At 61.8% G+C, this 14,039-nt stretch carries 11 protein-coding genes; 1 reads left to right on the top strand and 10 read right to left on the bottom strand.

The window, feature by feature from the left end:
* Positions 1-6: 6 nt before the first annotated feature.
* The 6 genes from ACZ445_RS10425 to ACZ445_RS10400 form a co-directional block, all read right to left on the bottom strand.
* Positions 7-705 (bottom strand): NAD(P)H-dependent oxidoreductase, encoded by a 699-nt coding sequence (locus ACZ445_RS10425; protein ID WP_464708278.1) that lies wholly within the window; start codon positions 703-705, stop codon positions 7-9.
* A 9-nt stretch (positions 706-714) separates the two neighbouring features.
* A complete protein-coding gene (locus ACZ445_RS10420; RefSeq protein WP_179028976.1) occupies positions 715-2,322 on the bottom strand; it encodes a 5-guanidino-2-oxopentanoate decarboxylase in 1,608 nt (535 codons plus the stop codon).
* Positions 2,312-4,420: an acetate--CoA ligase family protein gene (locus tag ACZ445_RS10415; RefSeq protein ID WP_464708276.1), complete on the bottom strand. Its 2,109-nt coding sequence runs from the start codon at positions 4,418-4,420 to the stop codon at positions 2,312-2,314. The genes ACZ445_RS10420 and ACZ445_RS10415 overlap by 11 nt, the downstream gene beginning before the upstream one ends.
* A gap of 17 nt (positions 4,421-4,437) precedes the next feature.
* The gene (locus ACZ445_RS10410) at positions 4,438-5,598 is read right to left on the bottom strand and encodes an acyl-CoA dehydrogenase family protein (protein WP_464708275.1); all 1,161 of its coding nucleotides are present in this window, start codon (positions 5,596-5,598) and stop codon (positions 4,438-4,440) included.
* 27 nt (positions 5,599-5,625) lie between these two features.
* On the bottom strand, positions 5,626-6,417 hold the full coding sequence (locus ACZ445_RS10405) for an enoyl-CoA hydratase/isomerase family protein (protein WP_464708273.1): 792 nt from the start codon (positions 6,415-6,417) through the stop codon (positions 5,626-5,628).
* Positions 6,418-6,568: 151 nt separating this feature from the next.
* On the bottom strand, positions 6,569-7,207 hold the full coding sequence (locus tag ACZ445_RS10400) for a TetR family transcriptional regulator C-terminal domain-containing protein (RefSeq protein WP_464705113.1): 639 nt from the start codon (positions 7,205-7,207) through the stop codon (positions 6,569-6,571).
* A 188-nt stretch (positions 7,208-7,395) separates the two neighbouring features.
* On the opposite strand from ACZ445_RS10400, the gene dkgB reads away from it, so the two are divergent.
* On the top strand, positions 7,396-8,214 hold the full coding sequence (gene dkgB, locus ACZ445_RS10395; protein WP_179028974.1) for a 2,5-didehydrogluconate reductase DkgB: 819 nt from the start codon (positions 7,396-7,398) through the stop codon (positions 8,212-8,214).
* Here the strand turns inward: dkgB and ACZ445_RS10390 are convergent.
* From ACZ445_RS10390 to ACZ445_RS10375, 4 genes are all read right to left on the bottom strand, one after another.
* A complete protein-coding gene (locus ACZ445_RS10390; protein ID WP_058427144.1) occupies positions 8,211-8,627 on the bottom strand; it encodes an ANTAR domain-containing protein in 417 nt (138 codons plus the stop codon). The two genes, dkgB and ACZ445_RS10390, sit on opposite strands and share 4 nt — an antisense overlap.
* Positions 8,628-8,761: 134 nt before the next feature.
* Positions 8,762-12,376, bottom strand: a complete 3,615-nt coding sequence (locus ACZ445_RS10385; RefSeq protein WP_464708272.1) for a transporter substrate-binding domain-containing protein — start codon at positions 12,374-12,376, stop codon at positions 8,762-8,764.
* Between the two features lies 1 nt (position 12,377).
* A complete protein-coding gene (locus tag ACZ445_RS10380; RefSeq protein ID WP_058427146.1) occupies positions 12,378-13,007 on the bottom strand; it encodes a response regulator transcription factor in 630 nt (209 codons plus the stop codon).
* Positions 13,008-13,309: 302 nt separating this feature from the next.
* A complete protein-coding gene (locus ACZ445_RS10375) occupies positions 13,310-14,026 on the bottom strand; it encodes an MgtC/SapB family protein (RefSeq protein WP_058427147.1) in 717 nt (238 codons plus the stop codon).
* Positions 14,027-14,039 lie beyond the last annotated feature (13 nt).

Here is a 14,039-nt window from a genome sequence, read left to right as displayed (position 1 = left end):
GCGCTGCTACAGCGGGTACAGCGCCTCATCAAATTGCTCAAGTTTCGGAAATACCAAGGGCTGTTCATCCGCCAGCCCTTGCAGCCGTTGCTCATACTCCACCAGGAAATCCTGCCGCGCCTCGGCACTGATATACGGCACATGCCACGCCACAAACGGCGCCAGTACCTCATAGCCCACATACGCCAGCGTGCCGCGCAGGATCGGTCGCAACATGTCCTCCAGCGGCCCATGAATCGCGCCCTCGCCGAACATATGTTCGCGCCCGCCCAGGGTCACGGTGACCAGCGCCCGCTTACCGGCCAGCCCACCCTGATCGTAAAAACGCTTGCCGCCATAACACACGCCCGACACCAGCACCCGGTCAATCCAGCCCTTGAGCATGGCCGGTGCCGAGAACCAGAAGATCGGAAAGTTGAGGATCAAAAGATCGGCCCACAACAGCTTGTCCAGCTCCCCCTGGATATCCGCCGCTATCGACTGTTTCTTCACCCCCAGGCGTTGCTCCAGGGCATACACCAGGTAATCGGGGTTTTCCCGCGTGGAAAAATCCGCCGCCGACGCCACCGGATTCCACTGCATGGCGTACAAATCACTGACCTTGACGCTGTGTCCTTGGCCTTGCAGCGTGGCGAGCGCCTGGTCACGCAGTGCCGCCGTGAACGACTGCGGCTCGGGATGGGCGTGAACAATCAAAACCTTCATGGGAGTTCCTCAAACAGCGCAGGCCTGTTTCAGCTCGATCAGGGTCACGCCATTGCGTTGGAAAGCGTTGCGCAGGTCCGTCTGCAATTCATCCAGATTGTGGGGTTGGTTTACGGTGCAGCCGAACGCCTGGGCGAACAGCGCAAAGTCGGGGTTGCGCGGCAGTACGCCAATAGGCTCGATGTCGAGGTTGAGCATATCGTCGCGGATCTGGCCAAGTGCGTCGTTGTTCCACAACAGCACCACCAGCGGGCTGTCCAACTCCTCCACGGCGGTGGCCAGCTCCTGGGCGGTGTAGAGAAAACCGCCGTCGCCGACCAGCACCAGGCCCGGCCGTTGTGGCGCACCGAACTTGGCGCCGATACCCGCCGGCAGGCCGTAACCCAGAGTGCCGTAGCCGGTGGGGTGTAGCCAGCTGCGCGGTGCGCGACTGCGGTAGGCGTAATTGCCGGTGTAGGCCAGCTGGGTCATGTCGCTGCTGATGAACGCATTAGCGGGCAGTTCGGCTTCGATGCGCTCGAGAATCGCTTGGTGGATGGACTGCAACGGGCCGTGCCCCAGTTCAACGGCCTGGAGCAATGCCGCGACCTTCTTGGAAGCCGTTTCCGCGCTGGGTGACAGGGTTGGCAAACGCTCCAGCAACGCCAGCACCGTCTGGTTGGCATCGCCGCGCAGCGCCACGGCACAGGGGTAGAAATCATTGAACTTGCGCGGGTCGATATCCACCCGCAGCAGCTCGGCATTGAGGGGCAGACGCTCGCGCCAATAGTCGGTGTCGGCCATTTCCGTGCCCACCGCCAGCACCACATCGGCCTCGCTGATCAGTTGCCAGCCGGGCTCGACGCACAGGGTGGCACCGGCATTCAGCGGGTGATCGATCGGCAGCAACCCTTTGCCAGCAACGCTGGTGAAAAACGGCGCGGCCAACTGCGTGCTTAAACGCTGCAACGCCTCGCCTGCCGCCAGTGCACCGCCCCCGGCGATAATCATGGGCCGCTGGGCTACTGCGAGCTTGGCCACCGCCCGGTCCAAGGCTTGCGCAGACGGCACGCCGCGACCGGGGCGGCGCACCACTTCATCGCTCCAGTCGCGCTTGATCGGCGCCGCCAACACGTCCAGCGGCACCGAGATGTGCACTGGGCGGGGTCGCTCGCTGTCGAACACCGCATAGGCGCGGGCGATCAGTTCGGGCAGATCCTCGGCGCTGAGTGCGACCGCCGAAAACGCCGTGATCGGCGCGGTGATCGCACGCTGGTCCTGGGTTTCGTGCAGGCTGCCCCAGCCCTTGCCAAGGCTGGCGGTGCTGTTGACGCTGGAGATCACCAGCAGCGCAATCGAGTCGGCATACGCCTGGCCGATTGCGGTGGCGGCATTGGTCACACCGGGCCCAGTGATCACAAAGCACACCCCCGGCTTGCCGCTGACCCGCGCATACCCGTCGGCCATGAAACCGGCGCCTTGCTCGTGGCGCGTGAGCACATGGCGAATGGCGCTGCCGGGCAGGCCGCGATACAGCTCCAGTGTATGCACACCAGGAATGCCGAACACGATGTCCACCCCATAATTGGCCAGCAACCGCACCAGGGCCTGGCCGCCGGTCATCACATTATCGTGCATGCTCATCTCCTAGACGTATCAATGCGTCGACCGCCGTAGCGCCCTGGGCACTGACCAACAATGGGTTCACATCCAGCTCCAGTAACTGCCCGGCGTTGGCGCAGGCGTAGTCGGCCACCGCCCGAATGGCCGCGACCAATGCCTGCATATCCGCCACGTCACGGCCGCGAAAACCTTGCAGCAACGGCGCGCTGCGCAGGCTGAGCAAGGCATTGCGGATGGCACTGTCAGTGGTGGGCAACAGCAGGCTGCAGCTGTCCTTGAGCAACTCCACCAGGATGCCGCCGGCACCGATGACCAGTGCCAAGCCAAACTCGTTTTCGCGTTTGATGCCCACGATCAACTCTGCCAAAGGTGGCGCAGCCATGGACTCCAGTAGCAGTTGATCGAACGCGACATTCGGCGCATAAGCGGCGATGTGCTCGCGCATTTGTTTTAGTGCAGTGGTCAGCGCCATACCGTTTTGTAGATTCAGCACCACTGCACCGGCTTCGGTTTTATGCGGCAACTGCGCGCTGACCGCCTTGAGCACCAAGGGATAGCCAACCACCGCGGCATCGCTGATCGCCCTGGCCGGAGTACTCAACACTCCGGTTGGCGTGGTCAGGCCGTACGCGCGCAAGGCTTGTTTGGAAGCCCACTCGTCGAGGGCCTCACCGCTGCCTTGCAGGGCCTGCGGGCACAACGGTTCGAGGATCGATTCGCCACGCTCCAGCAGCACGCCGCGATTGCTCTGGTAACCGACAATCCGTCCCCACGCCGCCAGTGCGTCTTCCACGCCTTGCAGCGCCGCAATGCCGTGGGCATGCAGGCGCTCGCGGGCATGGGCCGGCAGCAATTCGGGAAAGGCCGAGGTGACAAACCCAGTCTTGCCATGCCGCCCAAGCGCGTTGCAGAACAACTCCAGCAGCAGGTCGCACTCCTTGCGCTCACCCGTGGACTCGGCCGGGTAATCCAGCACCAACAGGGCGGCATCGGCATCGGTGCGCAGGGCGCTGTCGAGCATGGCGTCGAGGGCGTCACGGTTGCCCCAGATGGCCGTGGTGAAATCCAGCGGGTTGACCAGGTTGGCGTAGCTGGGCAGCACCTGCGCCAGTTCACAGCGCTGGCCTGCATCGAGCGCTGGCAAGACGAGATGGTTGCGCTCGGCATAGTCGGCAATCAGCCCCGCATCGCCACCGGAACAGGCCAGCGCGATCAGGCGGTTACCCGCAGGAAGGTTGCCGCATGCCGCAGCTTTGAGGGTTTCGACAAAACTCACCGGCCCGCTCACGCGAATCACGCCCAAGCGTGCAAACAGGCTGTCGTACAGCACATCGGAGCCGGACAGCGAACTGGTGTGACTCAAGGCCAGGTCGGCGCCGATCTGCGACACGCCGGTTTTCAGCGCGATGATCGGAATACCTTTTTCCAGGGCCTTGTGGGCGGCCCGGGCAAACCCCGGCACATTTTTCAAGCCTTCCAGGTGCAGGCCGATGGCGGTGACGCGCGGTTCATCGAGCAGCACCTCCATCAACTCGGCAATACCCAATTGCGCCTGGTTACCCACCGAGGCCATATAGGCCACCGGCAGTGAACGGTCGCTCATCGACAGGTTGTAGGCGAAGTTGCCACTCTGGGTCAGCACCGCCACGCCCTTCTCCACCGCCTTGCCGCCGTGGGCCACCGGCCACAGCGCGGCGTTGTGCAGGTAATCCAGCAGGCCGTAACAGTTGGGGCCCAGCAAGGCCATCTCACCCGCCGCCTTTAATAGCTGCTGTTGCAGAACGGCGCCATCGGCCCCGGTCTCGGCAAACCCTGAGGCGTAGCAAATGGCGCCGCCGGTGCCGATGGCCGCGAGTTCGGCGACGCAGGCCAATGTGAGTTCGCGGTTGGTGGCGATAAACACCGCATCCGGCCCGCACGGTAAATCCGCCACGCGAGGTACGCAGGGGATGCCATCGAGGCTGTCATGCTGCGGGTTGACCAGCCACATCGGTCCGGCAAAACCACCTTCGGCGCAGCGCTTGAGCGCACGGGCCATGCTGCGGCCGCCGACGAATGCCAGGTGCCGGGGCGCCAGCAGGCGCTTGAGGTTGTCGCGAATAGCCTGGGACATAAGCGTTCTCCGCGCCATCAGCGCAACAGCGGCCGCAACAGTTCACGGGCGATGATATGGCGCTGGATTTCCGAGGTGCCTTCCCAGATCCGCTCGATCCGCGCGTTACGCCAGATGCGCTCCACCGGCCCCTCATCCATCAAGCCCATGCCGCCGAAGATCTGCACCGCCTCGTCGGCGACCTTGCCCAGGGTTTCGCTGGCAAACAGCTTGGCCATGCCGGCCTCGCCATCGGTCATGCTGCCCTGGTCCATCTTCCAGGCGGTGTGCAGGGTCAGCAGTTCAGCCGCGCGGATCTGTGTGGCCATGTCCGCCAGCTTGAAGCTCACGCCTTGATAGGTGCCGATAGGCTGGCCGAACTGCTTGCGGTCCGCCGCCCATTGCAGCGACACATCCAATGCACGCTGGGCCTGGCCGACGCAGTTGGCGGCCACCATCACACGGCCGGCGGTGAGCCAGGCGTTGGCCACGTCCCAGCCCTTGCCCACTTCGCCCAGTACCTTGGAAGCGGGGACGCGGCAGTCGTCGAAGAACAGTTCATAGGTGTGATAACCCCGGTTGCTCACGCACTTGGGGCCACGGCGGATGGTCATGCCGGGGGTGCCACGATCCACCAGGAACGACGTCACGGCGTTGCGCTGGCGACCGTTGTGTTCGTAGGTATCGGTGACCGCAAACACGATGGCGAAATCAGCGTGCCCGGCATGGCTGATGAAGTGCTTGCTACCGTTGATCACGAAGTCATCGCCAAGGCGCACGGCGCGGGTCTTGATGGCATTGGCGTCAGAACCGGCGCCGGGTTCGGTCAGTGCAAAGCAGTCGATCTTCTTGCCCTGCACACACGGCAGCAGGTAGTCGCCAATCTGCGAGCCCGTACACGCCATGAGGATCTTGGATGGGCGCGCGACAAACACATGCAGCGCCCACGAGACCTTGGACAACTCCCGCTCGATCAGGGCCTGGGACAGGTAGTCCAGGCCACCGCCCCCCACCTCCTCCGGCATGTTGAACGCATAGAAGCCGGCAGCGATGGCCTTGTCGCGAATCTGCGCGGCCAGCTCGGGGGAGACCTCATCGGCACGGTCCACCGCCGCCTCATGGGGCAACAATTCCTTGGCAACAAAACTGCGTACCGCGTCCACCAACATGTCTTGCTCTTGGCTGAGTTGGAAATGCATGGCGTTACCTGTTCGGAGGGGGTGGAGTTATTGGCCGCAAAAATCCGGCAGGCGTTTTTCTACGGACGCGCGCAAGGCCTCGGCGCCATCGGCACTGCGCCCGCACAACAGGCCGGCAGCCAGTTCGGCCTGTAACTGTTCGGGCAGGCTACGCCCGGCGCCTTCGCGGAGCAGGGTCTTGGTTTGGGTGAAGGCGAAGGTCGGGCCGTTGGCCAGGCGTGTGGCGAGTTTGGTGGCGTGGGCATTGAGCTGGTCATCGGCGACGACTTCACCGACCAGGCCCGCCGCCAAGGCGCGCTCGGCACTCCACAGCTCATCGAGGAACAGCAGGCGCTTGGCCTGTTCGCTGCCAATCAGGCGCGGCAGGTGCCAACTGGCGCCCGCGTCCGGCGAGTAGGCCATGCTGGTGTAACCGGCCTTGAAGCGCGCCGATTGGGCCGCTATGCGCAGGTCGCAGCATAAGGCCAGGTCCATGCCCGCACCGACGGCGGTGCCGTTGATCGCGGCAATCGTCGGTTTATCCAGGGTGTGCAGGCGCGTCATCAGCGCATGGGCGGTTTCGGTCCAGCCGTAGGTTTCGAGGGCACCGCGAGCTTCGGCATCCGCCCACTCGGCCAGGTCGGCACCGGCGCAGAAGCTTCGCCCATTACCGGTCAATACCACCACGCGTACAGCGGCGTCAGTGTTGAACGCATCGAGCAAGGCGTGCAGGCGCTTGAGGGTGGGGATATCCAGGGCATTGCGCTGCGGGCCACGGTTGAGGGTGATCCAGGCAACACCAGCTTCTACATGAGTGAGCACAGGCGAATTGGCAGTCATGACTTCCTCGAATTGTTTTATTTGGCCTGAGGGGTGCGACATGAGGCGATACTAAACAAGTGTTCAGTAAGAAGGCAATCAGCAAACTGCAAATTTTTTCAGAAGGGAAAACGGCCTGCCTGAACCTTGCGTTCAGGCGGCAGGAGAAGGCTCAGGGCTTGAGCTGGTAACGCTGGCGACCGCCAGCCTGCAGGCCATCCACCCAGGCTTCGCAGATTTGGATGCCCTGTTCAGGTGTGAACGTGCCGGGGTTGAGCCCCGACTCCAGCCACAACCCATCGAGCAATGCGCTCAGGCCGATGGCGGCGAGGTCGGCGTCGAAGTGCTCCCAGCCCTCCTCCCTGGCCATGTCAGTCAGGGCCGAGCGCATGATGGTGCGGTACTCGCCGTAGGAATGCTCGTGCGCCAGGTTGATCGCCGGTGCGGTCTTTACCGCCCCCCAGAACACCAGCCACGCGTCCAGCAAGTGCGGGTCGAGCAGTTCGGCGGAAAACGAGCCCCGGAACAACGCCGACAGGCGCTCCCGAGGGTTCGGCGGCGCCTTGGCCATGGTCGCGCGCAACAGGGCCATGACCTGGCCGGTGATGGTACGGTAGGCCTCGGCCACCAGTTCGTCCTTGCCCGAATAGTGATGGCTGATCAGCCCCACCGACACCCCGGCCTCGGCACTGATCTTGCGAATCGACGCGCCCTGGAAACCATCCCGCTTGAGACAGGTGAGCGTGGCCTGGACCAGATTGGCCTTGCGCACTTCCGGGTCCATCCGGGAGAAACGGGATTCCTGGGTCATGCGGCGATTTCCTTGGGTTAAGTCGGCAGCACGACTCTACATCAGTCGCGATAGCCCGGCGACACCCATCCAGCCCCAGTAGATTCTTGATCTGCGGTAAAGAGTCCTTTTCGGATTCGACGGTTTTTCCCAAGGAACGACAAGCGGATACTCGACTCCATTGTTCAAGCCCTCTTCAGGAGTCACTGATGTCTATCGCTACGCAAAACGTTCCGGCCTTTGGCCTCGGCACCTTCCGTCTGCAAGGCCAGGTGGTGATCGATTCCGTCAGCACCGGCCTCGAGCTGGGCTACCGCGTCATCGACACTGCGCAAATCTATGAGAACGAAGTCGATGTCGGCCAGGCCATTGCCGACAGCGGCATCCCGCGCGATGAGCTGTTCATCACCAGCAAGATCTGGATCGCCAACTTCGCCGAAGGCCAGTTGATTCCAAGCCTGCGCGAGAGCCTGCGCAAACTGAAAACCGATTACCTGGACCTCACCCTGATCCACTGGCCCTCGCCGGAGGACCAGGTGCCTGTCGCCGAATTCATGGGCCAGTTGCTGGAGGCCAAGCGTCTGGGCCTGACCCGCCAGATCGGCATTTCCAACTTCACCGTCGACCTGATGAAACAAGCGATTGCGGCGGTAGGTGCGGAGAATATCGCCACCAACCAGATCGAGTTGCACCCCTACCTGCAAAACCGCAAGGTCGTGGACTTTGCCACCGCCAACGGTATCCAGATCACGTCCTACATGACCCTGGCCTACGGCGAAGTGCTCAAGGACCCGGTGATCCAGCAAATCGCCGGGCGCCATCAGGCGACCCCGGCGCAAGTGACACTGGCCTGGGCGATGCAACTGGGTTACGCAGTGATCCCGTCATCGACCAAACGGGCCAACCTGGAAAGCAACCTCAAGGCCCTGCAACTGACCTTGAGCCCTGCGGACATGGCGCAGATGGCCGGGCTGGAACGCGGCCATCGCCTCACCAGCCCCAAGGGTATCGCCCCCCAGTGGGACTAAACCCCGGCCACAGGCGTGCGGGATAATTCCCGCAGCCACGGCAGTACGCGCAGGCCCGTGGCGGCCGCAGGCGGGTCGATGATGTCCATGAAGTGTTCGAGGTTGACGTTGTCCGGCACACCGGGCAGGCGTACCAGCACTGCCGGCGTTGCGTCGGCAGACAGGCCCAGATGGTCATAAACCAGCACATGATGCGCCTGGGGTTGAGGACCGCAGGTATGGATCGCCAGCCCCGCGTTGATGATCAGCACATCGAAAGGCTGTGCCGGAATCGCGGTGAGCAGTTGAACCTCTTCGAAGGTCTGCACCGGTACGATCCGGTGATAACCCAACTGGTTGAGCATTTTTTCGATGTACAGGCGTTGCAGGTGTAGCTCATCGGCAATCAGGATGGTCAGTGCTTTGTTTGGCATGGCGAACCCCTGGGCAGGCAGTGCTCGTCAGTGAGCCAGGCCCATTCTCCAGACATATGCCGACGACAAAATCAGGCTTGTTCCCGTTCCATGTAGGAGTTCTCCCAAATTCGCCGAACGGATACCTGCCTCGGTCAAGGCTGCTTGCAGTACTGACCCAGGCTGTGATGCAAGCAAGTGATAGCCGCGTCCAACGCCTCAACCGCAGCAGCCACTGCATCGCGGTCGCGCCTTTCGCACACGTCCTCCACAGCGTCGCAGCAGGCGATCAGCGCCTGGGCCTTGACCATTCGCGCGCCGCCTTTGACACGGTGGGCCAGGTCATGCAGCTTGCCGAAATCGGCCCGGTCCCGCAGGGTCGACAGCACTCGGAGGTCCTCTGCAAGACTCGTGAGCAAGGGTGCCAGTAACTCGTTGAGCCCGGCAGTGTCATCGCCTGTCAGCATCACCAGCGAGCTCAAATCAAATTGCGCTTTGGCTTCATCCGTTGCAGCGCTGGCCGTGCGCGACGCCAAGGCCGCACGTAAATCGTCAAGCCCCGTGGGCTTGAACAGGCAACCGTCCATGCCGGCCTGCCGACAGCGCTCGACCTCCTCCGGCTGGGCGTTGGCGGTGAACCCCAGCAAAAGACACGGCACCAGGCCACGTTGGCGTTCTTGCGCACGAATATCACGCGCCAACGTGTAGCCGTCCATCACGGGCATATTGCTGTCGGTGATCACCCCGTCAAAATGCCCGGCCTGCCACAGCGCAAAGCCTTCGGCGCCATCCTCGGCCGTAACGATGTGATGCCCCAGGAAGGTCAATTGTCGAGCCAGAAGCAAGCGGTTGGCCGGATAGTCATCGACCACCAGAAGTTTCAATGCCTGCGCGACAGGTGCACAGGGGACAGAGGAGGAAACCGCCGCTGCCGTGGTCAACGCCAGTGCCAGTGTCACATCCACCCGCGTTCCCTTGCCCAGCACGCTGCTCAGGTGCAGTTGGCCGCCCATCATCTCGCACAGGTTACGGCTGATCACCAACCCCAGGCCCGAACCACTGCGCGCCGACTGCTCGTTATTGCTGCCCTGGATGAACGGGTTGAACAAACGCTGCTGATCTTCGGCACTGATGCCAATCCCCGTATCTTCCACGCAAATCCGCAGGTTCAAATGTTCACCGGCCAACACCGATGCGGCTTGGGCACCCAGGCGTATCTGGCCGCAGTTGGTAAATTTGATCGCATTGCCTAACAGGTTCGACACCACTTGCTTGAAGCGCAACGGATCGATCAGTACCAGTCGATCGATGAGCGGGTCGAGCTCTACGTGCAGCGACAGCCCTTTATCCCGCGCCAGCCCTTCAAACACCCGCGCAACAGAGGCCAACAGCTCGTGCAGGTTGGCCGGCTCCAGGGTCAGGGACAGGTGGCCGGTTTCGATTCGCGCAATGTCCAGGATATCGCCGATCAGCTCCAGCAAACTGCGCGAAGCCATCGATGCCACTTCCAGCGCATCTCGATCAACATGCCCCTGCTCGGCGTTTTTCTGAGCGAGTTCAATCATGCCGATCACTGCGTTCATCGGCGTTCGGATCTCATGACTCATCGTCGCCAGGAACGTAGTCTTGGCACGGTTGGCGGCGTCCGCGTCGTCCTTGGCCTCCTGCAACTGGCCCAACAGGCGCTGGCGCTCACTCACGTCCACCCAGCCGGCGATCATGCCCACGACGTTGCCGTTGCTATCACGGTACGGCAGCATCCACTGGTAAATCGTCAGCACACCGCCACCGGGCACCTTCAGCACCCGGTCGTGAATCTGCGGCTCACCGCGCTCCATCAAGTCCAGATAGTCGGCATGGAACGACTGGGCCTGGGGCGGGTTACCCGTATCGCTCTCCACAACGGTCTTGCCGATCACGTCCTCCAGCTTGAAGCCGAACACGTCGAGGTACGCGTTGTTGCACGCCATCAAACGCCCCTGGCGATCGCGCACATAAATCGGGTGAGGCGTGCCGTCGATCAGCACGCTCATAAAGCGCATCTGGTCGCTCAGGGCGCGCTCGGCCTGGGCACGCTTGTGAATCAGGTTGCGCAGGTAGAACACCCAGCCCAGGGTGACCAGCAACAACAGCGCGGCGAGGCCAAACCCTTGGATAATCACATTGCGATGACTGACCCAGTAGCTGTCTTCAATAATGATTTCACTGCGCCAATGATTGGTCAGTTCGTCCATTTCTTCAGGCGTAATACTCAACAACGCCTTCTCGAGGATCGAATACAACTCCAACTGGCTGCGGTTGACGCCGAACGCAATCCGCGCCGGTTCCGTACCCACCGTGCTGGTGATACGCAGACGATCGCGATAGGTGCGCGTGATCATGTAGCGTGCACTGATCAACGAAATGACTGTCGCGTCGGCACTGCCCTTGGCCACCCACTCCATGGCCTGCTCCGGGTTCTCGACGTCGACAAACTCGATCCCTGGATAGTCCCGGGCGATCTGCGCAGCGAGGCTATTGCCGCCAATGAACGCCAGGCGTTTGCCAGGCATGTCCTCCAGGGTCAGCAGACGCTCGTCGCCGGTGCGCACCACCAGCACATAGGGATTGGACAGGTAAGGCCGGGTAAAGCGTACCTTTTCGGCACGTTCGACACTGGGCGTGATCACCGCCAGCATGTCCATTTGGCCGGCGCTGACCTCGTCGACTTGCCGAGGCAGGGAACTGCCGTGCACCACTTCGAACTTCAAGCCCGTGCGTAAGCTGATCCGCGACAATACCTCGTCACTCAACCCCACGAACTGCCCTTGTTCATTGAAAAATGACAGCGGCACGAACTTATCCAGTACTGCCACTCTCACCCGGGGATGCTTCTCCAGCCAACGCTGCTCGCTGTCACTCAAGCGCAATCGGTCAGCCTCCAGGAACCCACTGCCGCCGGCACTCCAACGACGCAGGATTTCCATCTGCTGGCTGGCCGGGATAACACCCAGCGCGGCATTGACGATCGTCAACAGGCGCTGGTTGTCGGCAGTAAACGCGAACCCGAACGGGTTGACCTCGAGGGCGGAAAAGTCTGCCATGCGCACGTTATTAAGGTGGTTCTTGTTGATCAGATAGCGCGCGCTGATGGCATCGCCCAAGTAGACATCAGCCTGGTCGAACGCCACGGCACCGATGGCCTGATGGGTCGAACCGTACAACAACAGTTGCGCCTGGGGGTAAAAGGCCTGGACGGCGTCGGGTTGCATATAGTGGTAAAGCATCGCAACGCGCTTGCCGGCCAGGTCGACGCTCAAGGAATGGCTTTCACCCGTGCGGGTCACCAGCACCGGTTGATCATTGGCGTAGGAACGCGACAGTACCAACGCCTTGTCGGCCGCCTCATAACCATTGGCCGACCCCACCAGGTCCACCTCGCCCAGCTTGAGCGCCTCGATCACTTCATCACGGGTGTCGTAGCGCCGAACCTCGATAGGCACATTCAAGATCAGGCTGATCAGCCATGCGTAGTCAGCCGTGATGCCTTCAAAATCGTTGTCGTTGCTCAGGTCGAACGGTGCGTAGTCGGGTGCCGACACACCCATCACCAAACTGCGGCGCCCGCGCAACCACCGCCAGTCGCTGTCATCCAGCTCTACTGTTGGGTGCTCCAGGGTGGAATGGCCGAGCAGCCGAAGGGCATGTGGTTCATCCAGGGCCATCGCTGCACAGGGCAACAGCCCCATGAGCAGGATGGCTGTGAATCTCACCAGCCGGCAGGTGGTCATTTCAGATCAGATGATTGCGCTGGGCAAACTTGGACAGGTGCACCACCGACGACATGCGCAACTTCTCTTTGAGGCGAGTCTTGTAGGTGCTGATGGTCTTGTGGCTCAACAGCATATCCTCGGCGATTTCCTTGTTGCCCAGGCCCAGCGCCAGTTTTTGCAGTACCGTCAATTCGCGGTCGGACAGCGCCTCCACCAACTCCTGTTCGGTGGTCTGCAAATCGTCGCGGCGCACTGAACTGGTGGCCGTGCTCGGGAAGCAACTGTAACCGGCCCTGATGGCCCTTATCGCCTTTTGCAACTCGTCCAGCTCACCGGTCTTGGCAACAAAGCCCATGGCCCCGGCGCGCATGCAGCGGGTTGAGAAAAATACCGCCAGGTAGGACGTGAGCACCAGGATCTTGCAGGGCAGTCCCAGCGCCTTTATCCGGCTGATCACCTCCAGCCCGCCAAGTTTTGGCATTGCCAGATCGAGGATAACCAGATCCGGGCGCTCCTCCCGAGCAATCTGCATGGCGTCGGCGCCGTTGCCCGCTTCAAAGATGGTATCGAAGCCCTCCTGCTTCAACAGGTACTTCACGGTGGCGCGGATAAAAGGGTGATCGTCCACAATCAAAGCTTTGTTGCTCATAAGACTCCCCGAGGGATCAGTACGCTTACATATCACACGGGACCTATCTACCTGTGAAAAGTAACAGTTCCGACAAACGGTACTGATTACTCTGCATGACACTTCAGGCAGTACAGACCCCTCCTTTTGATAGAACACGCTAAACACGTAGAGCTGCGGACTGCTTCCTGGGCAGACGCAAGCGCGCAACCTTAACAACGGCGTGTCCGTTCAAATGAAGGGATAGTCTCTAATGCTTGTAGGACTTTTCCTTGTCATAGCATAGCCAGCTTTGCGCGGGGCAAGGCCTGACTGCCGGGGGACTACTCGGTGGTACTGGGGCTCCAGAACGCCTGCACCACCAGGGTCGACATCGAGATTCGCGCCACCAGGGCGTCCAGCTCATCACCGTCTACCGAGGTCACGGCCAGGGTGGCTTCGATTTCCACTTCTTCCGTGCCAAAAGGCCGCACGTCAACGTCGCTGGCGGGGTAGTTACAACGCGCCAGCTCGGCCTCCAGCAAGGCCAGTACGGCCTTCTGCTGAGTACGCCGGGCAATCACATACAAGATGTTGGTAACTTCCGCCGACACCACGTCCAGTGGCTGACGGTTGATGTTATTGACGATCGGCCGCAGCAAAGTGTTGGCCGCCAGTATGAACAGCGTGCCCAGCAGTGCTTCGAGGACCAGGTCGGCACCGGCACAGGCTCCCACCGCTGCCGAGGCCCAGAGGGTGGCAGCCGTGTTGAGCCCGCGCACATTGCCTTCTTCGCGCATGATCACGCCTGCACCGAGAAAGCCGATGCCCGACACCACATAGGCCACTACCCGCACCGCGCCTTCCGCGCCGCCCAGGCGGCTGGCCATGTCGACGAAGATCGCCGCGCCCACCGCCACCAGCACATTGGTGCGCAGACCTGCCGTGCGCTGGCGGTACTGACGCTCGAAACCGATCAGGCCACCCAGGATAAAAGCTGCGGTGAGGCTGACCAGGGTGTCGACCAGGGATTCGAGGTTGATGTTGTTGATTGCTTGCATAGGAAATCTTCCC

Source organism: Pseudomonas allii (assembly GCF_055380095.1).
The sequence above is the reverse complement of the archived record's forward strand: the minus strand, read 5'-3'. Positions and strand labels throughout refer to the sequence as shown.

Excerpts from the sequence above, each read along its gene's own strand:
- ACZ445_RS10425 (WP_464708278.1), bottom strand. The coding sequence starts at position 705 with ATGAAGGTTTTGATTGTTCACGCCCATCCCGAGCCGCAGTCGTTCACG.
- ACZ445_RS10420 (WP_179028976.1), bottom strand. The coding sequence starts at position 2,322 with ATGCACGATAATGTGATGACCGGCGGCCAGGCCCTGGTGCGGTTGCTG.
- ACZ445_RS10415 (WP_464708276.1), bottom strand. The coding sequence starts at position 4,420 with ATGTCCCAGGCTATTCGCGACAACCTCAAGCGCCTGCTGGCGCCCCGG.
- ACZ445_RS10410 (WP_464708275.1), bottom strand. The coding sequence starts at position 5,598 with ATGCATTTCCAACTCAGCCAAGAGCAAGACATGTTGGTGGACGCGGTA.
- ACZ445_RS10405 (WP_464708273.1), bottom strand. The coding sequence starts at position 6,417 with ATGACTGCCAATTCGCCTGTGCTCACTCATGTAGAAGCTGGTGTTGCC.
- ACZ445_RS10400 (WP_464705113.1), bottom strand. The coding sequence starts at position 7,207 with ATGACCCAGGAATCCCGTTTCTCCCGGATGGACCCGGAAGTGCGCAAG.
- dkgB (WP_179028974.1), top strand. The coding sequence starts at position 7,396 with ATGTCTATCGCTACGCAAAACGTTCCGGCCTTTGGCCTCGGCACCTTC.
- ACZ445_RS10390 (WP_058427144.1), bottom strand. The coding sequence starts at position 8,627 with ATGCCAAACAAAGCACTGACCATCCTGATTGCCGATGAGCTACACCTG.
- ACZ445_RS10385 (WP_464708272.1), bottom strand. The coding sequence starts at position 12,376 with ATGACCACCTGCCGGCTGGTGAGATTCACAGCCATCCTGCTCATGGGG.
- ACZ445_RS10380 (WP_058427146.1), bottom strand. The coding sequence starts at position 13,007 with ATGAGCAACAAAGCTTTGATTGTGGACGATCACCCTTTTATCCGCGCC.
- ACZ445_RS10375 (WP_058427147.1), bottom strand. The coding sequence starts at position 14,026 with ATGCAAGCAATCAACAACATCAACCTCGAATCCCTGGTCGACACCCTG.